The sequence below is a fragment of the Ruegeria sp. H6 genome, assembly GCF_056532975.1.
In genome coordinates, this window is record NZ_JBQFOA010000006.1 from 143,809 (window position 1) to 166,733 (window position 22,925).

Genomic DNA, 22,925 nt, shown 5'->3' on the forward strand with positions numbered 1-22,925 from the left:
TGGCGAAAACCGGCTGAGCCTTGTTACAAAACGTAACGGCTGAGGTCGGTGGATTTCGTCAGTTCACCCAGATTGTCCTGAACGAATTGCGCGTTCACAGTGATCTCGGCCCCGGCCTGATCGGGCGCGGTGAACGAGAGCTCCTCGAATACACGCTCCATCACGGTATAAAGCCGCCGCGCGCCGATGTTTTCGACGCTCTGGTTCACATCCGCCGCGATCCTGGCCAGCGCGGCGATACCGTCATCGGTGAAGCTGACCGTGACCTCTTCGGTGCCCATCAGCGCGGTGTATTGACGGGTCAGGGCGTTGTCGGTTTCGGTCAGGATGCGCACGAAATCTTCTTCGGTCAGGGCGCGCAGTTCCACGCGGATCGGCAGACGTCCCTGAAGTTCCGGGAGCAGGTCCGAGGGCTTGGCGATGTGGAACGCGCCTGAGGCGATGAACAGGATGTGGTCGGTTTTCACCGGCCCATGTTTGGTCGACACCGTCGTGCCCTCGATCAGTGGCAGCAGGTCGCGCTGCACGCCTTCGCGGCTGACATCACCGCCGCGCGCGTCTGACCGGGCGCAGACCTTGTCGATCTCGTCTAGGAAAACAATGCCATTCTGTTCGACCGATTCCAAAGCCACGCGATTGACGGTTTCATCATCCAGCAGCTTGTCAGCTTCTTCCCCGATCAGTGCGTCATAGCTTTCAGCGACGGTCATGCGTTTCTTGACAGTGCGCCCGCCAAAGGCTTTGCCGAAGATGTCGCCCAGATTCATCATGCCCATCTGGCCGCCGGGCTGGCCGGGAATGTCAAACATCGGCATCGGGTTTGAGGTGTCCGAGAGTTCCAACTCAATCTCGGTATCGTCCAGTTCCCCCGCTTTCAGTTTTTTGCGGAACATCTCGCGGGTGCCTTCGCGCGCGTCCTCACCTGCAATGGCTGCAATCACGCGGTCCTCGGCCGCCTGATAGGCGCGGGCTTTCACATCTTCGCGCATGTAGTCGCGGGTCTGGAGGATCGCCGCATCGGCCAGATCGCGCACGATCTGTTCCACGTCGCGGCCAACATATCCGACCTCGGTGAACTTGGTCGCCTCGACCTTGATAAAGGGCGCGCGGGCCAGTTTTGCCAGGCGGCGGCTGATCTCGGTCTTGCCAACACCGGTGGGGCCGATCATCAGGATGTTCTTGGGGTAAACCTCGTCGCGGATATCATCGGCCAACTGCTTGCGCCGCCAGCGGTTGCGCAAGGCCACGGCGACAGCGCGTTTGGCATCTTTCTGCCCAATGATGAAACGATCCAGTTCCGAGACAATCTCGCGCGGGGTCAGGTCGGTCACGGGTTTGATCCTTTCAATCAGCGGTTTGGCTTACGTAGTCACCGCAGGGGCGAAAACAACATCGGCGGCGTTGCTTAGCAATGCCCTTTCCGCTTTGCAAACGCTTTCCATAGGCGAAATGCGCGCCCTCTGATACAGTGTTTTCAAGGTGTTGAGGGTCAGGAGTGCGCAAGTGACAAAAATAGCCAAGATCACCCTGCTGTTCGTGGTGTTTGTTGACCTGATCGGGCAGGGCCTGGTTTTCCCAATCATCAACTCACTGATCATGGAGACAAAATCCGGCTTCCTGCCCCAAAGCACACCCGATGGCCAGCGGCATTTCTATTATGGCCTGGTGATCGGCTGCTTCTTTCTGTCGTGGTTTCTTGGCGTGGTCTATGTCTCGAAGGTCTCAGATTCCATCGGGCGCAAGAATGCCCTTTTGGTTTGCCTGGCCGGGGCGTTGGTGGGCTATGCGCTGACCATCGCCGCGCTTTATGTCAACAGTCTGCTGTTGCTGATCATTGGCCGTTCGATCACTGGCTTTACCGCAGGAAATCAGCCCATCGCCCAGGCCGCCATGATTGACGGCAGCACCGACGCCGCCGACCGTGACCGTAACATGGGATATATCGTGACGGGCGTCAGTTTCGGGCTTGTGGGCGGCCCGATCATTGGGGCGGTTTTGTCTGATGCAGCCCTTCTGGGCAGTTTCGCAACCCTGAAGACGCCCTTTTATGGCGCTTTCGTTCTGGTGCTGATCGCCATCTTCCTGGTGCTGGTCTATTTCAAAGACACCAGAACCGAACGCGAGCCCTTTGTCTTTCGCCCCCGCGATATCACCGACAGCCTGATTGCGGTGCGCGGTCATCCGATGGTGCTGAAAATCCTGCCCGTCTATTCGCTGTTCATGATTGCCAACGTGACCTTCTATGTCTTCGTTGACAATTTCCTGACCAGCAAATTCGGATATGGCGTGATAGGCGGCAGTGTTGCCATGGTCGTCATCGGCTTTGCGCTGGCGTTTTCCAGCACTTTCCTGGTGAAACCCGCGCAGGAGCGGTTCAGTAAGCACCAGATCATCTATGCCGCGCTGATCGTGATGGTGATCTGCGGTTTTGCCTTTGCGTTCATCCCCAACGGGGTGCTTATCTACGTGCCGGTCTTCTTGTTCTACTTCCTGTTCGGCGTGGCTTACCCAACAATGTTGGGCTTGTTTTCATCCAGTGTCAGTGAAACCGATCAGGGCTGGGTCATGGGTGTGACAACAGCGGTGTTCTGTCTGGCAGGCGGTATCATGTCGCTGATCGGCGGCGGATTGATGAGCATCGATATCCGCGTGCCCTATTACATCGTCATCATCGCCGCGATATTCGGCTTGATCGGCATGCACCGCCGCTGGAAGGGAAAAGAAATCAAGGCCCTACTGGCCTGAGATTTCCTCAACCGTCAGATTGCCATTGGTATAGACGCAGATATCGGCGGCAATGGCCATCGCCTCACGTGCCACCGCTTCGGCGGGCTTGTCGCTGTCCATCATCGCGCGGGCCGCAGCCAGCGCAAAGTTTCCGCCCGATCCGATGGCGGCCACGTTATGTTCAGGCTCCAGCACGTCCCCTGCCCCGGTGATCACCAACAGATCGGTGCCGTCGGTCACGATCAGCATCGCTTCGAGCTTTTGCAAGTATTTGTCCGTGCGCCAGTCCTTGGCCAACTCTACCGAAGCACGGGCCAATTGGCCCGGCGTTGCCTCAAGTTTGGCCTCCAGCCGCTCCAGCAGGGTAAAGGCGTCGGCCGTTGATCCTGCGAATCCGGCGACAACCTCGAACCCGCCTGATGACAAGCGCCGCACTTTGCGCGCGGTGCCCTTGATTACGGTTTGGCCAAGGCTAACCTGGCCGTCCCCGGCGATAACAACTTGGCCGTCTTTTTTGACGCCGATAATCGTGGTGCCGTGCCAACCGGGAAAGTCGCTGTCTGCCATCAAAGCCTCCGTCCTGCGTGCTGCCCTATATGGGACGCACGGGCGCTGGGTGCAACTGTTCTTAAACTGTTCAAAAGATATGCACTGCGTGCATTGCGGGACTGTTGGACGAGCAATTGTGGAATCGCGGTGCTGGTTCTAAATGAGCCTCACAACCGACACAGGGTCGGCTGTTTCAAATCTAAGGACAGCGCAAATGGCTACCATCGCAAAAACCCACGCGCCGCTCGGAGCAGTCACAATCCTGCACGTAGTGGACGCATTCCACCAGACCTTCCAGAACGCAGTTCGCTGGAACGCATCGCGCAAGACCCGCAAAGAGCTGTCGAACCTGACAGACGCTCAGCTGAGCGACGTTGGTCTGACCCGCGAAGATATCGCGAAATTCTGATCCGAGATCAGATCAAGACGTAAGACAAGCCGCTCAATCCGGGCGGCTTTTTCTTTTTCAGCTTTGTATGTATTTGCCTGCGAGATCAGGTAGATAGGCCTCGACCGCGGCGGTGGCCACAACGTGTTTTGTGCCGGCCTCGGTATCTTCGACATCCATGCCGCCCAGCACCGCGCGGACCACCGCGTGCCCTCGTGGCAAATCGGATGCAACCGCGCCGCAATCCACCTCATCGGGCTGCTGTACACCGATTGTAACCTGAACGCGCATCTCCTTGTGGTCGATCCCCAGCTTGGAAAACAGTGTGATGGATGAGTGATGCAGTGCATCCTGAACCGCTCGGCGCGCGGCCTTGGTATAATCCTGACCATACAGATCGTTGCCTGTGCCCATCTCCAGAATGATACGTTTTTCGGTCATTGGGCGGGCTCCATGTCGAAAGAGACAATGATGGCGGCGTTGGCAATCACCGTGCAGCCCGCGCTATGGGGTTTGTCGATATCCAGACCGCCCTGCTTGACGGTGATGTTGGGCTGGCCATAGGGGAATATGGCTTTCAGCGCCTCGGTATCCACGCGGTCCGGTTTCTGCACACCAATCTCGGCGTCGATGATCATGGCCTCTTTGGGAAAGCCGAACAGCTCGGCCATGTTCACCGAATTATGCCAAAGCGCATCCTTGATCGCGCGCAGGGCCGCTTGGGTATAGTCCTCTCGCCGCAGCGAACTGCCCATGCCGAATTCCACCAGAACCCGTGTCTTTGCCATTTCTGTTCCTTGTCGATTTCGCAAACCGTGCGTTCAAATAGAAAAGGCGCCCCGGATGAGACGCCTTTGCTTCATGCCTTTTGCATGGGCTCAGATCGATTCGTCGATCCAGCTTTGCAGGGCCGCCTTTGGGGCCGCGCCCGCGCGGTTCGATACGACCTGACCATCCTTGAAGATGAACAGCGCGGGAATGCCGCGCACGCCCATCGCAGCGGCCGAGTTCGGGTTGCTGTCAACATCGACCTTGGCGATTTTCACCTTGCCGCCATACTCAGTCGCCAGCTCTTCCAGAGCGGGGCCGATTTGTTTACAGGGGCCACACCATTCGGCCCAGAAGTCCACAACAACGGGGACGTCAGAGTTTTTGACTTCGGTGTCAAAGGTATCGTCGGTAACGGCAACGGTCGACATAGTCTGTCTCCTGAAAGGGGAATGCTTGGGTCCCGAACCTAGGTGCGGTGCTGGGCAAGGTCAAGATGTGGGTCGCGCTGCAACGAAACCGTCACGATATCGTGTGGCAACCACATCAGCTGAGCGGTTCTGGTCCAAAGAATTGCGACGCGAACGGTGCGATCAGGATAAATCTGCGACACCGCGTGCGCATAGGCCCCCATCTGCCGCAACAGACCTTCGGGGCAAGCTGACGGCGTATCCGGAACCGTCGCGTTTGATTTGAAATCAATCACTTGCACCTCAGTTTCCGTGACGATTAACCGATCGACCACCCCATGGATACGACGTCCGAATACGTCGGCGGACACCGGAACCTCGGCCAGCGCGTCCGGGGTAAAGATACCCTTCAACGCGTCATTTGTCAGAACCGCGACGGCCTCGTCCAGCAACTCCTGGCGATCCGAATTCGGAATATCGGGCAACAGCCTGGCGCATAGCTCGGGCCACGCGGTGCGGGGCATATCAGGCAGATGCTCCAACAGCAGGTGCAGTCGCGTCCCGCGCAGCTTTGCCGCGTCTTCGCCCTGTCCTGCATCCCCGGGCAGAGCCTTTGCGCCACCAAGGTCCGAGGGGCTGAGGGTCTCTGCTTGTTTTACCGGTTCTGAGGGGGTTTCGCGAAAATGCGGCGGCAAGCCCGCAAGCGATATCTCACTGTGTTCTGCGTCGATCAGCGGCAGCGCATTCCAGTCGCCGTGGGACAGCCTCTTGATCTGTGACCCGGGCAAGGCTACTGCGCCCGCCCGCTCCATGGCTGTATCAACCAGCTGATACCAGCTGGCGCCGTCCTTGCCCACGTCGCCTGCTGCGGCAACGATAAGCCACTTTTCTGCCCGTGTTAGAGCCACATAAAGCAGGCGTAGCCGTTCATTCTCTTCTTTGGTACGCGCGTCTTCGCGGGCTTGCGCGATCAACGTGGGGGATGCGTCGGCCGGGACCTTCCACAGCGCCGTTCCATCCGCTGTCATGATTTCGGCATCGCGCGGGGCCTGCCGTTTGCCGGTGTCCGGCAGGATGACAATCGGTGCCTCAAGCCCTTTTGAGCCGTGCACGGTCATGACCCGGATCATGTTGCCGACACTGCTCATCTGGCGCTTGATCTCCAGATCGTCGGTCTGCATCCACACCAGAAAACCGGTCAGACTGGGAATGTCTGTGCGCTCATAGGCCAATGCCTGTGACAGCAGCGCGTTGATCCCATCCTCCGCCTCGGCCCCCAACCGACCCAGCAGTTTGCGGCGCCCGTCATGGCGGGTCAGGATTCGTTCGATCAGATCAAAGGGGCGCAGAAAGTCGGTCTGCCCGCGCAGGTCGTTCAGCACGGCCAATGTATCCGGAAACTCATCTGCTCGACGCCTGAGGGCGGCCCACAAGTACGTTTCCTCGCGCCGGTGCGACAGGTCAAAAAGCTGTTGCTCCGTCCAGCCGAACAACGGGGATTTCAGGACTGTCGCCAAAGAAAGGCTGTCTTCGGGTGTTGCCAGAAAGCTCAACATCGCAGCGAGGTCCTTAACCGCCAGTTCTGCGCCCACCTTCAGGCGGTCCGCCCCGGCGATGGGTAGGCCAAGTGTTTTGCAGGCGCGAATGATCTCGGCAAACAGGTCCGAGCGTCGCTGCACAAGGATCAGAAAATCGCCCGGCTGCACCTTGCGCCGCACGAAACTGCCAGGCGTTGCGCCATCTTCGGGGATGGTTTCACCTTTGTCGATCATTTCCTTGATCGACTGCGCCACCTGCTCGGCCAGGATTACCGTGTGGTGTCGCGCACCGGGCCGGTCGACCGGATCGGTCCAATGGCCATCCTCAGTGTCTTCGACCTTTTCGACCACAGGCCACAGATCAACGCGCCCGGGCAAATCAGCCTTGAAGGCGCGGTGCTGCGCGTCCTTGTGGAACCCCGCCTGGGCCTGATCCTTAAACAGGATATCGACCAACCCAAGGATCGCGCTGGACGACCGGAACGAGTATTCAAGCGTCGAATCCCACAATTTAGAGCCCGATTCAGTAAGGCGTTGCCCAAACTCTGCCTGCATGCGGTCAAAGGCTTGCGGGTCTGCGCCCTGAAAGGAATAGATCGACTGTTTCTTGTCCCCGACCACAAAGATGGTGCGTTCGACATCGGTGCGCGCGCCCTCGCCGCTGGTGAATTCCTGCGCCAGTTTTTCAACCACGTCCCATTGGCCCGGGCTGGTGTCTTGTGCTTCGTCGACCAGAATATGGTCGATGCCGCCATCCAACCGATACAAGACCCACTGCGCCACCGAAGGGTCGTTCAGCAATTGCCGTGCGCGCAGGATCAGATCGTCAAAGTCCAGCCAGCCGCGTAGTTGTTTGCGCCGCTCGTACTCAGGCAGAAACGCCGCTGCAAACCGGTGTAGCACATGGGTTTTTTGGGCGGCGGTCAGGGCCAGACGCTGCTGGCGCGCCGCTTCCACCCGCCGCATCAGATCCTCTAGCTGCGGCATCTTTCCTGCCAACGGACCCTCGCGCAGGGGTTTTGTCGGAAAGCTGCCGATCTTTGCGGCAAACGGCTCTTTCGCGGATTTGCCGGTCAGCAGAACGCTTTCGAGCACCGGCAGTTGTGCCAGAACAGGCGCGCGGAACGCGGCCAGCTTGTCTGCCGCCTTTGCGTTGTTTCCACCACTTTCAACAAGAGGGGGAAGGATCGACTGGATCAGATCAACCTCACCGCCCAGAAAGACCTGCCGCAGCAGATCCGTGTCATCGAAGCCCGGCGGCAGGTCGAATTTTTGCAGCAGCGATGGCCAATCCAAGGGCTGCGCAAACAGATCGTGTTTTTGCGCCACTGCTGCGGTCAGCCGTTCGAAACCGGTATCAGTGACAAAGCGTGCGATATCCTCGACCAGATGCGCGTTTGGGCCTTCGGCAAAATCCTCAAGGATTTCCTCGCGCAGCAAGGCGGCGGCGCGGTCCTCCATCTCGGTGAATTGCGGGCTGACACCGGCCTCAAGCGGAAAGCGCCGCAGCAGCGAGGCGCAGAATGAGTGGATCGTTTGGATTTTCAACCCGCCGGGGGTTTCAATGGCGCGGGCAAACAACGTGCGCGCCTGCGCCAAACGGTCCGAGTCGATTGCGCCATCGACACCCAGATCTGTCAGGTGGTCGCGCAAATTCTGGTCGCCCTGCATCGCCCATTCGCCAAGACGCTGGAACAACCGGTTCTGCATCTCGCTCGCGGCGGCTTTGGTATAGGTCAGGCACAGGATGTGCTGTGGCTGCACCCCGCTCAGCAAAAGCCGGGCGACGCGGTCGGTCAGAACCCGCGTTTTGCCCGAGCCCGCATTGGCCGCCAACCATGTCGACGCATCCGGGCGCGCGGCTTGGATCTGCCGCTCGGTGGCGTCGTTTCGGGCGGTCATGTCATGTCCTCCGGCTGGGTGTCGGCGGTGCGATCCCACTCACCAAACCGGGCCAGATGATCATAGTCGCCTATGTCAGTGTCCTTGTGCAGCATCCGACGGGACGAGAACCCTTGATCAGGCTCTAAATAAGCGGAAATAAGTTCTTTCAGCTCGGCCAAAACCTTGTCTGCGGGTTCTTTCTGCAGCGGTGCCGGAACCTCTTTGTAGGTGCCGCCCATTCCGATAAACAACGCCTCTGCCACGGAGGTGGGGTCGAATCCGTGGATGCCGCCCTGCTCGGCCAGCGCCGCTTCGATCAGCAGCTGCTTGTCAAACTTGGACTGCTGGGATTCCGTGGGCGGCGCGCCGGTTTTATAGTCGACGATCCGCAACGCGCCGCGGGCATTTCGGTCGATCCGGTCGGCGCGACCGACAATCGTGAAGTCCAGCGGTGCGAGCGCCAGCTTCATCGCAGCCTCAAACGCAACCGGGCCGCCATCCGCACGACGCGCTGTTTCCGCGCGCAGGAAATCATCTGCGATCCGTTCCAGACGGGCCAGCCAAAGCTTGCGCGCGGTGGGCCAGGCCACATGGTCGTCCAGCAAAGCCTCGGCCCGTTTCAGAAAGTTCTCCCGCGTCAGCAAAGCGGCGTCCAGAACGCTGTCCTTGATGAAATGTTCCAATATGTCGTGGATGACGATCCCGCGCAAAAGCGCATCGGGTGCCTGGACCAGCGGGTCCAGTGGCCTCAGGCGCAGGACGTGTTTGGCATAGATCGCGTAGGGGTCCCGGATCAGACGTTTGATTTCCGTTACCGAAAGACGGCGGGGACGCGCGTTGACCGGTGGGCGCGGCGACGGGCGATGCGCGGCAGGGATATATGGTGCCTTTTCAAGCGCTTTGGCCCAGTCCAGCCATTTGTTACCTTCAGCTCGCATACGATCAAGCGCTTGCGGCCCACCCTGCCCCGGCAAACCGCTCAGCAAGTTGGTCAGACGGTTCAGCCAGCGTGACGCCACCGTATCCGCATCGTCAGATCGGGTGGCGCGGGTCAGCCAGACCTCGGGCGCACCGACGGCCTGCTGAAAATCATGGGCGGACAGACCGATCCGACGCTCGGGCAGCAGCAGGCCCGCCTTGGCCCGCATCTGGCGGTTCAGCCAGGGATCGGGCGCGGCGGCTTCGGGCCAGCTGCCTTCGTTGAGGCCGCCAAGAATCAGCAGGTCTGCCCCCTGTACGCGCGCCTCAAGCGTGCCCCAGATCATGATATGCGGGTGCGGCGCGTCCCGGTCACGCACTTCTTCGCCCGCAAGCAAGGCCCCCAGAAGGTCGGCGAAGTCGTAGGCGGTCATGGATCCGCCATGCTGAGCCTCGGCCTCCAACGACTCCAGGACACCGAGCGCCTTTTGTCCGGCATTCATGTTCCACAGCGAACCAGAACCGTCGGACTGTCCGGCGGAGATTGCCTCGGCCACCTTACGCAAACGCGCGACCCAATCGGGCAAGGGCAACGCATCGGTAATGTGCTGGTCACAGAAAATGGTCGTGATCCAGTTGACCCATTCCTCGGGCGTATCCGTTCGGGTGGCAAAGGCCATCAGGCTTTCTGCATCCGGGTAAGGTGGCCCGTGGCGTCTGAGATCCAGTTCAAGATCGCGGGTATGCAACAGGTGATCGCCGCGCCCGTCGCCGTCGTGACACAGGGGATGTTTCAGCAGGGTCAGAAGGGATTCACCGTCCAGACGGTGCGCGAACAGCCCCACCACATGGCGCAGAAACCTGCCCGGTGGGGATAGCTGCAGCGGCAGGCCGGCGCTGTCATCGGCCAGGATATCCCAGCGACCCAGAGCGGCGCTGACCTGACGGGTCAGCATTCGATCAGGGGTGATCAAGGCGGCGGTCTGGCCATCCTCGGCCGCTTGCCGCAGGCGCAGGGCAATGGCCAGCGCCTCGTCGCGTGGTGATTGCGCTTCGACCAGCGTGACATCTTTTGTAGCGGTATCCAGACCAGTCAGCTTGGGCCCTTCAGACATCCAGGCGTCGGTAATCGGGGCAGGGCGCAATGCAAGCGAAATCAGTTTGTTACGCTCTGGAGAGGGCGCTGGTTCATCGGTCCAGGCGCGCACGGCCTGAGGTGGAAGACCAAGATCCTGCAACAGCTTGTGAAACCGGTATTGCGGGTGATCTTCGGACGTTAAGGCGTCCGATAGCCCGGCCCAGACATTGGGCGGCTGATCAAAATCGAACCCGGGCAGAACAACGGCCCCTTGCGGCAACTGCGCGATCGCTTTCATCAGCATCAACGTCGTGCCCCGCGACCCGGTTGATCCGGCGAGGATGATCGGGTGCTGCGGCGGCGTGACCTGCCACCTGCCGATCAGGCCTTCAACGATCTGCCGTTGCCTGGCCTGCGCATCGTTGCCTGCGTCAACAAAGTGATCGGCGATGCCGATAAACGCCTGCGCGCGCGCCCAATGACCGGACATGTCGCTGACATCCAACTGGCGAATGACCTCGGGCGAAACGCCTTCGCCCTGCATTTCGTCAATCAGCGCAGCCAGGCTGTCCGACAGATCAAACACCGAGGATCGGGCCGCCAGATCAGGTTGTTGTTCCAGCAGCTTGGCGATCAGCTGCGTCAACTCCAACCGACGGCGCAGCGGGGGGATGGCAGGGGGCACCTGCGCAAGCTCCGGCCCGTCGCCAAGGTCGGTCAGCAGCGAAATGCGCGGCAGCAGGCAAGGTGGCCCCTGATCAAACAGCTCGCGCACCCGGCGTGCCATGCGGCGAGTGTTCAGCACCAGTTGGACCCGGGCCAAAGCCTCGGGCGGGTGTGCCGCAAAGCGTCCGCGCAAGCCATTGACCAGTACTTTGGGAAAATCCGCGCCGGGCGGGGCGGCAAACACGCGCGGGGGGGAGCTGTCGTCAAACATCGGCAATCAGGCTTTCGGCCAGGGCAATCCCCTCGGGGCGACCAACATCGCACCAGCGGCCCGGATATTCGGCGGCAAACAGACGTTTTTCGTCATGCATGCGATCCCAGAGCAGGTTCAGCGAAAACGCCCGTTGCTGGAAATCGTGTAAACCCTGGGTCTTGATGATCTGCGCACCGCCATAGATCAGGCCGGGCCCACGGGTGATCCGGCCATCCGCGTCGCGCGTGAAATCACCGGGACCGGTATGCCCAACGGTCCGATCCACGGGGATACACATCAGCAGCGCATCCATGCGATCCGGGTCCCATAGCTCGCGCAGCAGGGCAAGCGGGTTTGGGCCCGCCCAGATCGCATCCGTGTTCAGCGTGAACACTGGATCAGACCCTAACAAAGGCAAAGCAGCGCGCAATCCCCCGCCGGTCTCCAGGATATCCGGCCGTTCATACGCAAAGGAAATGTCATGGCCTACCAGATGAGCCTCGATCTGATCTGCCCGGTAATGCAGGTTCATCACGGTGCGCACAGGCTGAATCTGATCCACAAGGTGCAACGTGTGATCGACCAACGCTTGTCCCGCAACTTTGATCAGGGGCTTTGGCTGCGATTTGGTCAGCGCGCCCATACGGGTCCCGAACCCCGCAGCAAACAGCATGATGGCCTGCGGTTGATTGGTCATTGGGCCCTCAACCGGTTGAGGTTCTCTGGCGTTGGCGCGGGCAGGGACGATCGCAAAATATCGGCGATCGGGACCAGCGTGGGATGTTCAAGATTGCGCATCAGATGATCCCAGGCGGCCGGTATCAGGTCGATGTAATGCGGTTTTCCATAGTCGGTGGCCAGCCGGGCGAAACCGCCAAGAATGCGCAGATTGCGCTGCGCGCCCAGTACTTTATACGCGGTGCGAAAATCGTGATCGTCCACGCCGGAGGCCTGAATATAGGCGTCGATCATGCGCATCTCGATGCCCACGGGTACGGTGCGGCGCACATCCTGCAGCAGTGACATCAGATCGTATGCAGGATGGCCCAGCATGGCGCTTTGGAAATCCAGCAACCCAACCCGTTGCAACCCGTCGCGATCCGGCAGCCAAATCAGGTTTTCAGCATGATAATCCCGCTGCACGACAACCCGAGTCCCACCCGTTTCGCGATGTAGAATATCGCTGAACCGCAACTCGAACCGTTCGCGCGCTTCGGTGTCGTGCTGCCCCAATACCCCTTGCGCGTATTTGGTAAAGGCCAGCGCCGCAAACTCGGTCATCATCGCTGGATCATAGCTGTCTAATGACAGGGTTGGCGCCGCGTGGAGATGCACAAGCACCTCTGTCGCCGCGTGATAGAGAGTCTTTTCCAGTTCTGGATTGCGTTCCAAAACGCGCGCAAACAGGTCGTCGCCGAAATCCTCAAGCAACAAGAATCCGAACTCGGTATCTTCGGCATAGATTTCGGGCGCGTTCAGGCCGACGGATCGCAGGTATTCGGCCATGCGCACAAAGGCCGCGACATCTTCGCCCTTTTCCGGTGGAGCATCCATCAGGATGGCGGTTTTGCCATCGGGTGCTGTCAGGCGTTCATAGCGCCGGTTCGAGGCATCCCCGGCCAAAGACGCATGGGTGGCACCGGCCCAATGAGTTTGCGCGACAAGCGCCTCTGCCAGAACGGCCCGGTTGGTGGTCATAAGATCGCCTCAAGCTTGGTGTTCCACTTTGGGTCTGACCAGGAGGGCCAGAGGTGGCGCGTTTCCATCTGGTCGTGATCGGTTTCGAACCGGAGTGTCAGGGCGGTTTGCGGTGTCAGGGTGCCCAGCTTCTCGGGCCATTCGATCAGACAAACCGCGCTGTCAAAGGCGTCGAGCAGCCCAAGCTCTTCTACCTCGTCTACCGAGGTCAGGCGATAGAGGTCCGAATGCCAGATCTCTCCGACCGAAGTTTCATAGACCTGCACCAAGGTGAATGTAGGCGAGGGGACATCCTCGGGAAGTTCCATCACCGATTGGATGAGGGCGCGCGCGAAATGGGTCTTGCCGCCACCAATGGCACCCTGCAGCAAAACCACATCGCCAGCCTGCAGAACCCGACCCAGCGCAGCGGCCAGATCAGCGGTGTCTTGCGGTGATTTCAGAGTGATTTTCTGCGCCTCAATCATGGCGCCACAATGGACCCGCGCCAGATTGGCCGCAACCCGGTTCAGGCGCTGATCTTGTGTAAATCCGGTTTTTGGCGAATGTCGTCGCCGACCGAAAATCGCACGATGGTCGCACCGTTATACATCGGGTTGATGGTGCAGATTATTTCCGCCCCGTCCCGCTTGCGCAATGTCGACGACCACTGTGATCTGTTGTCACGCATACTCACGAAATCCCGGATTTCACCCATGACGGGTGTTGCAATGCACTGCTCCTGCCAGTCCCGTGTTACGTCCAGAACATTTGCGGGGTCGAATCCGGTTTCTTCAGGTTCGCCCCACATCTCCTGATAGGCAAGGTTGGTCAGTGCCAGCGTACCGTCATCCGAGAACACGGCGATTGCATCCGCCAGCTTGTCCAGAATGGACTGCATCAGATCCATCTCGGACCGGAAACGGCGGGTCAGCGTGATCTCGGCGGTGATGTCCTCGAACAGGAACGCAACCGCCCCGTCGGGGTGTGGGCGCCCGCTGACGGAATAAACCGAGCCCGAGGGCAGGGACCATGTCTCCTGATAATCACCGTCTTGCGCTGCCTCTAGCAGATCGTTCATCTGACGGCGCCAGCTGCGGTAATTCTTGGGTTCAGGCATCATGTGCTGATCCCTGAGCCGGTCAAAAAAGCTCGACAGGCTTGGACGGCTGCTCAGGAAATCGGGGGGCAGAGTGGTCAGGTCGATCAGCGCGGGGTTGAACAGCGCCAGTTGCCTGTTGCGGTCAAAGATGGCCAGTCCGATCGACAATTGTGCAAAGGTCTTGGTCATGGTCTGCACGAATTTACGCTGTGCAGATTCCGCCTCGACAATCGCGTTGATGTCGGTCGCGTAATACAGCTGGCCCTGATCCAGACCCACATGGCTGAGGTCGAACCACAGCTTGTTGTCACTGCCGGCAACAGCAACAGAAACCCGGGTTTTCTTGCCCAGGTGATCGACATCCGTTACCGCCGGAAACACCGGCAGGGTCAGATCCGCATCCCGGCCACGCACTTTGCGCACCAGCGACACATAGGCCGCATTGCACCACCGGACCGCGTGAAGATCATCCAGCAGCCAGACAGGGTAGGGTGCTTTGTCCATCGCCAGCCGTATCGGATCACTGGGATCGCGGCGCGTGGGGTTGGTCCAACACTTGATATCGCGCAATTGCACCCGGACAATGCCGTCGATCCATTCGCACAACACCTCACGTTCGACCGTGCAATCGATGGCGGACACCACCAAGTTGCCTTGATCGCGCACTGTGCCGGGGGTTTCCGGGAAGGCCGGAAAATCGCGTTTGAGCAATCTGCGCAAGTCATCCCAATTGTCGACAGTTTCATACCCGGCCAATGCGACGTCCGAATGGCTGATCAACCGTTCACCGTCGAACAGGAAAACCGTGTCGAATAACGACTGTGGTGACAGTAGGCCAAAGTCGCCGCGAGTCTGCCCCCGGGGCGAAAGCCATTGAAACGCAAGCCAGACCGAGGCGATGCCAACCGCCCCCAGTATGATTATTTCCGTCATGCAAGGGCCCCTATCGAAACAGCAGATTAACTATGCGTTACAATGGTTAACGGGACCTTAACTCAGATTTGGAACGGTTGGTTCACGCCTGACGGAACCGGAGAATCCCCGGTCTGTGCGTCGATCAGGTTGCGCGGCCAAACGACCTGAACGATGGCTCCGCGACGATCCGTATTCTTCTGAAGCGTCTGGTATGGATCCGAGCCATTGGCAAATTTCAACTCGGCCCCGCTGCGTTCCAACAGCGTTTTGGCGATGAACAGACCCAGCCCCATGCCCTCATATTCCGGGCGGGCGCGTTTGTCGGTCTCGCTGCGGCGACGGCGCATGAACGGATCGCCAATTCGCCCGATGATATGCGAGGGATAGCCGCGCCCGTCATCCATGATCGAGATCTTGATCCACTCTGCCGTCCATTCCGCCTCGACCCAGACATTGGCCTGGGCAAAATCAACAGCGTTCTGGATCAGGTTGCGCAGCCCGTGAATGATCTCGGGTTTTCTGAGGATAGACGGTTGCTGCACGTCACCATCCTCGGCGGGACCTTCCGCGAAATGAACGGACTTGCCCCGGTGGATATGCGGCTCTGCCGCCTCGTGAATGACGGTCGACAGCGGCGCCTGACGCAGGTGGAGGTCATCTTTCCCGGCGCGCCCCATATCGCGCAGGATATCGCGACAGCGATCCGCTTGTTCGCGGATCAGGGCAGCATCCTCTTTCAGATCGGGACGGTCGTCCAGTTCCTCTAGCAGTTCGGAGCTGGCCAGCTTGATGGTGGCCAGGGGCGTGCCCAGTTCATGCGCGGCGGCGGCGACAACACCGCCCAGATCGGTCAGCTTCTGTTCACGCGCCAGTGCCATATGGGTGGCCGACAGCGCCTCGGACATGGATTGCACCTCGGAACTGACACGATGCGAATAGGCCCCAAGGAACACGATGGCGATGACGATGGCGGCCCAATTTCCGAACAAAAGAATATCGGGCATGTCCAGCTGGGCCCCAAGGTCGGTGCGCAGGGGCAAGTGAAACTGCGCCAGCAGCGAGGTGAGCACAATCGCAACGCCCCCGACGATCAGGGTGGATCGCGTGCTCATGACATTGGCCGAGATCGTGACCGGCCCGAGCAGCAACAGCGCAAACGGGTTGTTCAGGCCACCGGTCAAATACAGCAGGAAAGCCAATTGCAACAGGTCGAACAGCACCATCAGAAAGTTCTCGAATTCTGACAGGCGTTTGTTTTCGGGAAACAGCAGGATCGCGGTCAGGTTTCCCATCACCGAAACCCCAACCGCGAAGTAACAAAGCCCCAGTTCCAGTTGAACATGATAGGTTTGCTGTGCCACCGTTATGGCCGTGATCTGGCCGATGATCGCGACCCAACGCAGCAAGATCAGGGTCCGCAACCGAATCCACGAGCTGCGTTCCTGCCCGCGCCATAGGCTGGTGTTCGAGTTTGCCATCGGTCATTTTGTCCTGTTGCGTCGGCTGGGTTACTTGATAGGTGTCCGGGCCGAAACGATCAACAATCCCCTGAGCACGGAATTCTGCCATGATCCGCATCTACGCCATTCTTGCTTCCCTCGTTCTGGCCATCGGCATCGGGGCCATGTGGCTGCTGACCCGCGGCGCGGGATCAGATGACCAGTTTGCCCAGTGCCGCTCCAGCCAGATCGCAGGTGGAGCCGCTGCGATTGGCGGGCCGTTCGAACTGGTCAATGGCAAGGGCGAAACGGTCACCAACACTGACGTTATCACCGAACCGACACTGGTTTACTTTGGCTATACGTTCTGTCCCGATGTCTGCCCCTTCGACATGTCCCGCAATGCCGAGGCCGTTGATCTGCTGGCCGAGCGCGGCCAGTCCGTGACACCGCTGTTCATCTCGATCGACCCGGATCGCGACACGCCAGAAGTTGTAGACGACTATGCCTTTAACCTGGGTGGCAAGACCATTGCGCTGACCGGATCGCCGGAACAGGTCAAGGCCGCCAGCAAGGCCTACAAGACTTATTACAAGGCGCACGACAAAAGCGACGAATATTACCTTGTCGACCATTCGACCTTTACCTACCTCGTCACGCCGGAAAACGGGTTTCTCGAATTTTTCAAACGCGATGACACCGCCCAGCAAATGGCCGACAAGGTTGGGTGTTTTCTCGACAAGATCTGACCGCGGCGGGTCCGTTTGACCTTTGAGGCCACACTGCTATTACTCATACTTAAGCCTATGGCGTAAAAGAACAGAAAGACCCGAGAAATGGCAGACAGTTCCCAGCTTGAAATCGGCCCCGACAAATCCCTGTTGTTGGTGGATGACGACGAGCCGTTTCTGAGACGTCTGGCAAAGGCCATGGAAAAGCGCGGGTTCGAGGTTGAAACTGCCGGCTCCGTCGCTGCAGGCCGCGCCATTTCCACCGCCCGTCCGCCTGCCTATGCGGTCGTTGACTTGCGGCTTGAAGATGGCAACGGGTTGGATGTGGTCGAAGTGCTGCGCGAAAAGCGCCCCGACAGCCGGGTTGTGGTTCTGACCGGATATGGCGCCATCGCCACTGCCGTCGCCGCCGTGAAGATCGGCGCGACAGATTACCTGTCAAAACCCGCCGACGCCACGGACATCACCAATGCGCTGCTGGCCAAGGGCGACGAACTGCCCCCACCCCCGGAAAACCCCATGAGCGCGGATCGGGTCCGTTGGGAGCATATCCAGCGTGTCTATGAGCTGTGTGATCGGAATGTCTCGGAAACCGCACGACGCCTGAACATGCACCGCCGAACGTTGCAGCGGATTCTGGCAAAACGCAGCCCGCGATAGATGGCGGTCACCGCTTCGTGATTTGCTAACCCGGGCCGTGTTTCAGAGTGTCCGCTTTGACATCTGAACCCAACTAGGAACATCACGATATGATCGGCTATGTGACCATCGGCGTCTCTGACATGGAGCGCGCCAAGACATTTTATACTGAACTTCTTTCCGACCGCGGCGCCAAGGTGACGCTGGACGCAGGTCGTATCGCCTTTATCGGCAATGAACCCGGCGCGACGATGCTGGCCGTGTGTCAACCCTATGACGGAGAGACATGCGCACCAGGCAATGGCACCATGGTGGCCTTTGCGGCAGACTCCAAAGAACATGCGCAGGCGATGTACGACAAAGCGATCAGTTTGGGGGCGACTGATGAAGGCGAACCCGGACAGCGCGTACCTGACCGCTTTTATGGCGCCTACGCGCGTGACCTGGATGGCAACAAGCTGTGTTTTTATGTCTTCGGTTAAATCTGGGCCAATAGGCTAAGGTGGCGATTTGTATACGCCCGTCGCACTTCGACCGGCGGGCGTAGTACGATGTTCAAACCTTCCATTACTGCCCGGTCGGGGCGACCAAAGAACTTTGTCGCTTCACTCTCCGAAAACCCCGCGATTTGAGTCGCTTCCATCCAGGCGCTGATTTTGTCGGCTTTCTTGATCTGCCGTTTCACCGTCTTTGGCACCTCGGCGGGCAGGCCGAACCGGATGTGGATCGCTGCCGCCAGCCGGTCATCCAGCGCCCCGTAATCCGGGCCAACAGCGGATTTGACGGGCGAAATCATGTCGCCGATCACATATTCGGGGGCGTCGTGTAACAAGGCCGCCAGCCGCCATTTCACCGGCGCATTCGGGGCGATGCGGCCAAACAGCTCTTCGACCAGCAGCGAATGTTCCGCCACCGAATAGGCGAAATCGCCGCCCGTCTGCCCGTTCCAGCGCGCCACAAAGGCCAGCCCGTGGGCGATATCCTCGATCTCGATATCCACCGGAGTGGGGTCCAGCAGGTCCAACCTGCGACCCGACAGCATGCGTTGCCATGCGCGGGGTTGTGTTGCCATTATGCCATGCCTTGTGAAGTGGGACACATAAAAATCGTATTTTTCTGCTATGATGTACCTGTCAGGATCACCAGCTGCCAACGTTTTCTTGAGCATTCGTGCTTTGAACCAACGTGAAACGATCCCGACATCAAGGACTGAGGGGGGTGCTGACTCCTCCCAGTTGCGCCCCTCTCGAACCGAAACTTGGATCGAAAGGAGCTTGTTATGTTCAAGCGTTTGTTCGGAATTGCACTGGCCTTTGGAATGGCTGCTACCGCGCCCCCGGCGTTTGCCCAGAATTGTGCACAGCGTGATCATGTGATTGCCAAGCTGCAAGACGGCTATGCGGAAGAGCTGGCTTTTGGCGGATTGCAGAAATCCGGTAGCAGGCAATCGGTTATGGAGGTCTGGACCTCAAAAGAGACCGGAAGTTACACCGTTCTGGTCACACATGCGAACGGCATGAGTTGCATTGTCGCCGTTGGCACCGATTTCTTCGAAGCGATCCCCAAGATCAAGGTTGAGGGAACGCCCAGCTGATATTTACAGCGCCAGGGTTTTAACCCGGCCATCCACGTTGCCACCTGCCCAAAGGAATGCTAGGGCAGCCCGGACCAAGATTTACCGGAGTGGAGCACCTGATGGCCGGGGACTATATCGTCAAAGACATCTCATTGGCCGATTTCGGCCGCAAAGAACTGGATATCGCCGAAACCGAGATGCCGGGCCTGATGGCTTTGCGTGCGGAATATGGTGAAAGCAAGCCTCTGAAAGGCGCCCGTATTGTTGGCTCTTTGCACATGACAATCCAGACCGCTGTATTGATCGAAACGCTAGTGGCGCTGGGCGCCGATGTGCGCTGGGCATCGTGCAACATCTTCTCAACCCAGGACCATGCGGCGGCAGCGATTGCCGAGGCGGGCATTCCGGTCTTTGCCATCAAAGGCCAGACACTGGAAGAACACTGGGATTATCTGGATAAATCCTTCCTGTTCGAAGACGGCCCCAACATGATCCTGGACGATGGCGGCGACGCAACGCTGTATATCCTGCTGGGCGCCCGCGCCGAAGCGGGTGAGGACATCATTCCCGTTCCGGGTTCGGAAGAGGAAGAGGTGATCAAGAAGCAGATCGCCAAGCGTATGGCGGCAAGCCCCGGCTGGTTCACCAAGATGCGCGACCAGATCCAGGGTGTCTCCGAGGAAACCACCACCGGTGTGAACCGCCTGTATCAGCTGGTGAAAGACGGCCACCTGCCGTTCCCGGCGATCAACGTGAACGACTCGGTCACCAAGTCGAAATTCGACAACAAATACGGCTGTAAGGAATCGCTGGTCGATGGTATCCGCCGCGCCACCGACACCATGATGGCCGGTAAAGTTGCCGTGGTTTGCGGCTATGGCGACGTGGGCAAAGGTTCGGCTGCTTCGCTGCGCGGTGCGGGTGCCCGTGTGAAAGTGACCGAAGTTGACCCGATCTGCGCGCTGCAAGCGGCCATGGACGGTTTCGAAGTCACCCTGCTGGAAGACGAAGTCGCCAGCGCGGATATCTTCATCACCACCACCGGCAACAAGGACGTGATCCGCATCGAGCATATGCGCGCGATGAAGGACATGGCCATCGTCGGCAACATCGGTCACTTTGACAACGAAATTCAGGTGGCCAGCCTGAAGAACCACAAATGGACCAACATCAAGGAACAGGTGGACATGATCGAGATGCCCTCGGGCAACCGCATCATCCTGCTGTCCGAAGGCCGCCTGTTGAATCTTGGCAATGCCACAGGGCACCCTTCGTTTGTTATGTCGGCTTCGTTCACCAATCAGGTTCTGGCGCAGATCGAGCTGTTCACCAAGGGCGATGAGTACGAAAACAAGGTCTATATCCTGCCCAAACATCTGGACGAGAAAGTCGCCCGCCTGCATCTGGACCGGATCGGTGTGAAGCTGACCAAGATGGACAGCGAACAGGCGGCCTATATCGGCGTGAAACCCGAAGGCCCGTTCAAGCCGGAACATTACCGCTACTGATCGTTTCGCTGCCATGACGCAAGACACGCAACGCCGCCGGTTTTTGTACCGTGCGGCGTTGTTTGTTTTCAGGATCTCGGTTGCCTTGATCCTGTTTGGCGGCGGCGGTTGGTGGCTGTTGGCGCATCCGCAAACGCCGGTACCTGCCCATTGGAACCCGCTTGAGGATCTGACGATTGACGCCCCGGTCACCTTCGTGACGCCGTTTCAAGTGGGGCGCGCGGTTCAGGACACGGCAATGTGCCGCGCCATAATGGCGGATGCCGGCATTGCATTCACCACGATGGACGATCTTGTGGTGGATCAGAATTGCGGGATATCCGGCCGCGGCCTGCTGTCTGAACTGGGGCGCGCAAGTATTGCGCCGGTTGAAACCCGTTGCGCCACTTCGTTGCGGCTTGCCATGTGGGAACGCCACGTGGTGCAACCCGCCGCGCGTGAATTGCTTGACACCGAGGTCAGCGCAATCCGGCATATCGGCAGCTATAATTGCCGCCGGATGCGCAGCGCCCAGGGTGAAAATAACGGCTGGAGCAGTCACGCAACAGCCGATTCGATCGATATCATAGGCTTTCGATTGTCCGATGACCGCAGCCTGTCGTTGCTGGACGATTGGAATGGCGGTGGATCCGAGGCGGCCTTTTTGCGCCGAATTGGGCGTGGCGCATGCAAGTGGTTTCGGGTCGTTCTGGGCCCGGATTTCAACCGGCTGCATGCCGATCACTTTCATCTGCAGGGTCCCGGTTGGGGATATTGCCGTTAGGTCAAGGTAGCCAACCGCGGGAGCCTTTCCTCGCGTTACGGGGAATGCGCAGGATTTTTCCCTTTGTGCATTTTTTTGGTGCCGCTACCGTAGCCGCGGTTTTGAAGGACCATTTAAGCATCTGAGCGAGGAGACACTTATGGGAAAGCGCGACGAACTGATTGCGAAATATGCCGAAGATCTGAAGTCCAAATGTGGCATGGACGCCGATATGGACTTGTTGACAAAGGTTACAATTGGGTGTGGTCCGGCCATCTACGATGCGGATGCCGAAACCGTTGCGGCCAGCCAGGACAGTGAAATCGAGACGGTCAAAAACAACTTCCTGATCAAAAAGCTTGGCCTTTCCGATGGGCCCGAGCTGATGGAAGCGATCGACAAGGTCATGGAAACCTACGGCAAATCCGAGCGCAACAAATACCGCGCGGTCGTCTATTACATGTTGACCAAGCATTTCGGAAAAGAGTCGGTTTACAGCTGATTTATTGGGAACGCTTGCAGGCCCCATTTGCAGGCGTTTCTAATTTGTTTTTTGTTTTAAGTACTTGGGATTTGAAATCCCGTCGGATCTTTGGCTAGATTGGCTACATGACCAGGACGGTCAGAGCCAGAGATTTCCATACGCGTGTGGTGAGTTGGGAGCACGCGGGGGTGGGGAAGGTTCTGTATCGTCGGAACCTTCCCTTTCAATTTAAAGAACAGGATCAATCCGCCTGAGTCTGACCCATGCCGCAGACGACAGCCCATTCCTGATCGCTGACCGGCTGAACGGACAGGCGCGAGTTTTTGACCAGCACCATCTCGGCCAGCCGTTCGTCTGCCTTGATCTGATCAAGTGTCACGGGTTGCGAAAACGGGCGCACCGCTTTGATATCCACGCATTCCCAGCGTGCATCGTGGGTGGTGCTGTCGGGATGAGCTTCGGCACAAACTTCGACGATACCGACAACCGCCTTTTCCTTTTGCGAATGGTAAAAGAATCCTCTGTCGCCGATTTTCATGTCGCGCATGAAGTTGCGCGCCTGATAGTTGCGCACCCCATCCCATTCCTCACCCACATCGCCCTTTGCAACCTGCTGGTCCCAGCTCCAGGTCGAGGGCTCGGACTTGAACAGCCAATACGCCATTAGCCCACCACCTTTTTCCAGGGGATCAGCTCGACCGACTGGAACAGGCCAGCCTTGGCGTAGGGGTCATTGTCGGCCCAGCTCTGGGCGGCGCTTAGGTCTTCGACATCCAGAATGATCAGCGACCCGATCATCGCATCGCCGTTCAGCAGTGGACCGGCTTGCGACACAACGCCGGTTTCCTCGATATAGGCCAGATGGGCCGCGCGGTTGTCCAACCGGGTTTGAACTGCGCCATCTTTGTCGCGCGCGATCAGGGCGATTAGCAT

General features: G+C 58.9%; 24 protein-coding genes. 9 read left to right on the top strand and 15 right to left on the bottom strand.

Annotated elements, in window-relative coordinates; all coding sequences use genetic code 11:
• Positions 1-23: 23 nt before the first annotated feature.
• Positions 24-1,331: an ATP-dependent protease ATPase subunit HslU gene (gene hslU, locus ACR0AG_RS12720; RefSeq protein ID WP_480839370.1), complete on the bottom strand. Its 1,308-nt coding sequence runs from the start codon at positions 1,329-1,331 to the stop codon at positions 24-26.
• A 172-nt stretch (positions 1,332-1,503) separates the two neighbouring features.
• On the opposite strand from hslU, the gene ACR0AG_RS12725 reads away from it, so the two are divergent.
• Entirely contained in the window at positions 1,504-2,745 is a 1,242-nt protein-coding gene (locus ACR0AG_RS12725; protein ID WP_480839372.1) for an MFS transporter, read from the top strand.
• Here the strand turns inward: ACR0AG_RS12725 and hslV are convergent.
• Positions 2,734-3,294, bottom strand: a complete 561-nt coding sequence (gene hslV / locus ACR0AG_RS12730) for an ATP-dependent protease subunit HslV (RefSeq protein WP_480839374.1) — start codon at positions 3,292-3,294, stop codon at positions 2,734-2,736. The genes ACR0AG_RS12725 and hslV overlap by 12 nt on opposite strands.
• Positions 3,295-3,490: 196 nt before the next feature.
• Here hslV and ACR0AG_RS12735 point away from each other — a divergent pair, with 196 nt between their 5' ends.
• A complete protein-coding gene (locus ACR0AG_RS12735) occupies positions 3,491-3,685 on the top strand; it encodes a DUF1127 domain-containing protein (RefSeq protein ID WP_480839376.1) in 195 nt (64 codons plus the stop codon).
• A gap of 57 nt (positions 3,686-3,742) precedes the next feature.
• Here ACR0AG_RS12735 and ACR0AG_RS12740 read toward each other — a convergent pair whose 3' ends face one another.
• The 10 genes from ACR0AG_RS12740 to regB all read right to left on the bottom strand — a co-directional run bounded on the left by ACR0AG_RS12740 (position 3,743) and on the right by regB (position 16,351).
• Positions 3,743-4,105, bottom strand: coding sequence for a Lin0512 family protein (locus ACR0AG_RS12740; RefSeq protein WP_480839378.1), 363 nt, complete (start codon positions 4,103-4,105; stop codon positions 3,743-3,745).
• Positions 4,102-4,452, bottom strand: coding sequence for a Lin0512 family protein (locus tag ACR0AG_RS12745; protein WP_480839380.1), 351 nt, complete (start codon positions 4,450-4,452; stop codon positions 4,102-4,104). The genes ACR0AG_RS12740 and ACR0AG_RS12745 overlap by 4 nt, the downstream gene beginning before the upstream one ends.
• A 90-nt stretch (positions 4,453-4,542) precedes the next feature.
• Positions 4,543-4,863, bottom strand: coding sequence for a thioredoxin (gene trxA, locus ACR0AG_RS12750; protein ID WP_480839382.1), 321 nt, complete (start codon positions 4,861-4,863; stop codon positions 4,543-4,545).
• 38 nt (positions 4,864-4,901) lie between these two features.
• Positions 4,902-8,282: a double-strand break repair helicase AddA gene (addA, locus tag ACR0AG_RS12755; protein WP_480839384.1), complete on the bottom strand. Its 3,381-nt coding sequence runs from the start codon at positions 8,280-8,282 to the stop codon at positions 4,902-4,904.
• On the bottom strand, positions 8,279-11,197 hold the full coding sequence (gene addB / locus ACR0AG_RS12760; protein WP_480839386.1) for a double-strand break repair protein AddB: 2,919 nt from the start codon (positions 11,195-11,197) through the stop codon (positions 8,279-8,281). The genes addA and addB overlap by 4 nt, the downstream gene beginning before the upstream one ends.
• The gene (locus tag ACR0AG_RS12765; protein WP_480839388.1) at positions 11,190-11,876 is read right to left on the bottom strand and encodes a nucleotidyltransferase family protein; all 687 of its coding nucleotides are present in this window, start codon (positions 11,874-11,876) and stop codon (positions 11,190-11,192) included. The genes addB and ACR0AG_RS12765 overlap by 8 nt, the downstream gene beginning before the upstream one ends.
• Positions 11,873-12,877 carry an aminoglycoside phosphotransferase family protein gene (locus ACR0AG_RS12770; protein ID WP_480839390.1) on the bottom strand — a complete coding sequence of 335 codons (1,005 nt, stop codon included), beginning with the start codon at positions 12,875-12,877 and terminating at the stop codon, positions 11,873-11,875. Before ACR0AG_RS12770 ends, ACR0AG_RS12765 begins: the two co-directional genes overlap by 4 nt.
• A complete protein-coding gene (gene tsaE, locus ACR0AG_RS12775; RefSeq protein WP_480839392.1) occupies positions 12,874-13,344 on the bottom strand; it encodes a tRNA (adenosine(37)-N6)-threonylcarbamoyltransferase complex ATPase subunit type 1 TsaE in 471 nt (156 codons plus the stop codon). The genes ACR0AG_RS12770 and tsaE overlap by 4 nt, the downstream gene beginning before the upstream one ends.
• Before the next feature lie 41 nt (positions 13,345-13,385).
• Entirely contained in the window at positions 13,386-14,891 is a 1,506-nt protein-coding gene (locus ACR0AG_RS12780; protein ID WP_480839394.1) for a PAS-domain containing protein, read from the bottom strand.
• Positions 14,892-14,953: 62 nt separating this feature from the next.
• Entirely contained in the window at positions 14,954-16,351 is a 1,398-nt protein-coding gene (gene regB / locus ACR0AG_RS12785) for a sensor histidine kinase RegB (protein ID WP_480839396.1), read from the bottom strand.
• An 89-nt stretch (positions 16,352-16,440) separates the two neighbouring features.
• On the opposite strand from regB, the gene ACR0AG_RS12790 reads away from it, so the two are divergent.
• The 3 genes from ACR0AG_RS12790 (at position 16,441) to ACR0AG_RS12800 (ending at position 18,164) form a co-directional block, all read left to right on the top strand.
• Positions 16,441-17,061, top strand: a complete 621-nt coding sequence (locus ACR0AG_RS12790; RefSeq protein ID WP_480839398.1) for an SCO family protein — start codon at positions 16,441-16,443, stop codon at positions 17,059-17,061.
• Positions 17,062-17,148: 87 nt separating this feature from the next.
• Positions 17,149-17,703, top strand: coding sequence for an ActR/PrrA/RegA family redox response regulator transcription factor (locus ACR0AG_RS12795; protein ID WP_039542641.1), 555 nt, complete (start codon positions 17,149-17,151; stop codon positions 17,701-17,703).
• 89 nt (positions 17,704-17,792) lie between these two features.
• Positions 17,793-18,164, top strand: a complete 372-nt coding sequence (locus ACR0AG_RS12800; RefSeq protein WP_480839401.1) for a VOC family protein — start codon at positions 17,793-17,795, stop codon at positions 18,162-18,164.
• Here ACR0AG_RS12800 and ACR0AG_RS12805 read toward each other — a convergent pair.
• A complete protein-coding gene (locus ACR0AG_RS12805; protein ID WP_480839403.1) occupies positions 18,161-18,754 on the bottom strand; it encodes an HD domain-containing protein in 594 nt (197 codons plus the stop codon). The two genes, ACR0AG_RS12800 and ACR0AG_RS12805, sit on opposite strands and share 4 nt — an antisense overlap.
• Positions 18,755-18,961: 207 nt before the next feature.
• On the opposite strand from ACR0AG_RS12805, the gene ACR0AG_RS12810 reads away from it, so the two are divergent.
• The 4 genes from ACR0AG_RS12810 (at position 18,962) to ACR0AG_RS12825 (ending at position 22,010) form a co-directional block, all read left to right on the top strand.
• Positions 18,962-19,276, top strand: a complete 315-nt coding sequence (locus ACR0AG_RS12810; protein ID WP_480839405.1) for a hypothetical protein — start codon at positions 18,962-18,964, stop codon at positions 19,274-19,276.
• A 101-nt stretch (positions 19,277-19,377) separates the two neighbouring features.
• Positions 19,378-20,766: an adenosylhomocysteinase gene (gene ahcY, locus ACR0AG_RS12815; RefSeq protein WP_480839407.1), complete on the top strand. Its 1,389-nt coding sequence runs from the start codon at positions 19,378-19,380 to the stop codon at positions 20,764-20,766.
• A gap of 13 nt (positions 20,767-20,779) precedes the next feature.
• A complete protein-coding gene (locus ACR0AG_RS12820; protein ID WP_480839409.1) occupies positions 20,780-21,529 on the top strand; it encodes an extensin-like domain-containing protein in 750 nt (249 codons plus the stop codon).
• 139 nt (positions 21,530-21,668) lie between these two features.
• On the top strand, positions 21,669-22,010 hold the full coding sequence (locus ACR0AG_RS12825; protein WP_480839411.1) for a DUF2853 family protein: 342 nt from the start codon (positions 21,669-21,671) through the stop codon (positions 22,008-22,010).
• A 223-nt stretch (positions 22,011-22,233) separates the two neighbouring features.
• Here ACR0AG_RS12825 and ACR0AG_RS12830 read toward each other — a convergent pair whose 3' ends face one another.
• Together ACR0AG_RS12830 and ACR0AG_RS12835 are read right to left on the bottom strand one after the other, a co-directional pair.
• Entirely contained in the window at positions 22,234-22,656 is a 423-nt protein-coding gene (locus tag ACR0AG_RS12830) for an EVE domain-containing protein (protein WP_480839413.1), read from the bottom strand.
• Complete coding sequence (locus tag ACR0AG_RS12835) at positions 22,656-22,925, bottom strand: YciI family protein (protein ID WP_480839415.1); 270 nt, start codon at positions 22,923-22,925, stop codon at positions 22,656-22,658. Before ACR0AG_RS12835 ends, ACR0AG_RS12830 begins: the two co-directional genes overlap by 1 nt.

Excerpts from the sequence above, each read along its gene's own strand:
- hslV (WP_480839374.1), bottom strand. The coding sequence starts at position 3,294 with ATGGCAGACAGCGACTTTCCCGGTTGGCACGGCACCACGATTATCGGC.
- ACR0AG_RS12735 (WP_480839376.1), top strand. The coding sequence starts at position 3,491 with ATGGCTACCATCGCAAAAACCCACGCGCCGCTCGGAGCAGTCACAATC.
- ACR0AG_RS12740 (WP_480839378.1), bottom strand. The coding sequence starts at position 4,105 with ATGACCGAAAAACGTATCATTCTGGAGATGGGCACAGGCAACGATCTG.
- ACR0AG_RS12745 (WP_480839380.1), bottom strand. The coding sequence starts at position 4,452 with ATGGCAAAGACACGGGTTCTGGTGGAATTCGGCATGGGCAGTTCGCTG.
- trxA (WP_480839382.1), bottom strand. The coding sequence starts at position 4,863 with ATGTCGACCGTTGCCGTTACCGACGATACCTTTGACACCGAAGTCAAA.
- addA (WP_480839384.1), bottom strand. The coding sequence starts at position 8,282 with ATGACCGCCCGAAACGACGCCACCGAGCGGCAGATCCAAGCCGCGCGC.
- addB (WP_480839386.1), bottom strand. The coding sequence starts at position 11,197 with ATGTTTGACGACAGCTCCCCCCCGCGCGTGTTTGCCGCCCCGCCCGGC.
- ACR0AG_RS12765 (WP_480839388.1), bottom strand. The coding sequence starts at position 11,876 with ATGACCAATCAACCGCAGGCCATCATGCTGTTTGCTGCGGGGTTCGGG.
- ACR0AG_RS12770 (WP_480839390.1), bottom strand. The coding sequence starts at position 12,877 with ATGACCACCAACCGGGCCGTTCTGGCAGAGGCGCTTGTCGCGCAAACT.
- tsaE (WP_480839392.1), bottom strand. The coding sequence starts at position 13,344 with ATGATTGAGGCGCAGAAAATCACTCTGAAATCACCGCAAGACACCGCT.
- ACR0AG_RS12780 (WP_480839394.1), bottom strand. The coding sequence starts at position 14,891 with ATGACGGAAATAATCATACTGGGGGCGGTTGGCATCGCCTCGGTCTGG.
- regB (WP_480839396.1), bottom strand. The coding sequence starts at position 16,351 with ATGGCAAACTCGAACACCAGCCTATGGCGCGGGCAGGAACGCAGCTCG.
- ACR0AG_RS12790 (WP_480839398.1), top strand. The coding sequence starts at position 16,441 with ATGATCCGCATCTACGCCATTCTTGCTTCCCTCGTTCTGGCCATCGGC.
- ACR0AG_RS12795 (WP_039542641.1), top strand. The coding sequence starts at position 17,149 with ATGGCAGACAGTTCCCAGCTTGAAATCGGCCCCGACAAATCCCTGTTG.
- ACR0AG_RS12800 (WP_480839401.1), top strand. The coding sequence starts at position 17,793 with ATGATCGGCTATGTGACCATCGGCGTCTCTGACATGGAGCGCGCCAAG.
- ACR0AG_RS12805 (WP_480839403.1), bottom strand. The coding sequence starts at position 18,754 with ATGGCAACACAACCCCGCGCATGGCAACGCATGCTGTCGGGTCGCAGG.
- ACR0AG_RS12810 (WP_480839405.1), top strand. The coding sequence starts at position 18,962 with ATGTTCAAGCGTTTGTTCGGAATTGCACTGGCCTTTGGAATGGCTGCT.
- ahcY (WP_480839407.1), top strand. The coding sequence starts at position 19,378 with ATGGCCGGGGACTATATCGTCAAAGACATCTCATTGGCCGATTTCGGC.
- ACR0AG_RS12820 (WP_480839409.1), top strand. The coding sequence starts at position 20,780 with ATGACGCAAGACACGCAACGCCGCCGGTTTTTGTACCGTGCGGCGTTG.
- ACR0AG_RS12825 (WP_480839411.1), top strand. The coding sequence starts at position 21,669 with ATGGGAAAGCGCGACGAACTGATTGCGAAATATGCCGAAGATCTGAAG.
- ACR0AG_RS12830 (WP_480839413.1), bottom strand. The coding sequence starts at position 22,656 with ATGGCGTATTGGCTGTTCAAGTCCGAGCCCTCGACCTGGAGCTGGGAC.
- ACR0AG_RS12835 (WP_480839415.1), bottom strand. The coding sequence starts at position 22,925 with ATGCTAATCGCCCTGATCGCGCGCGACAAAGATGGCGCAGTTCAAACC.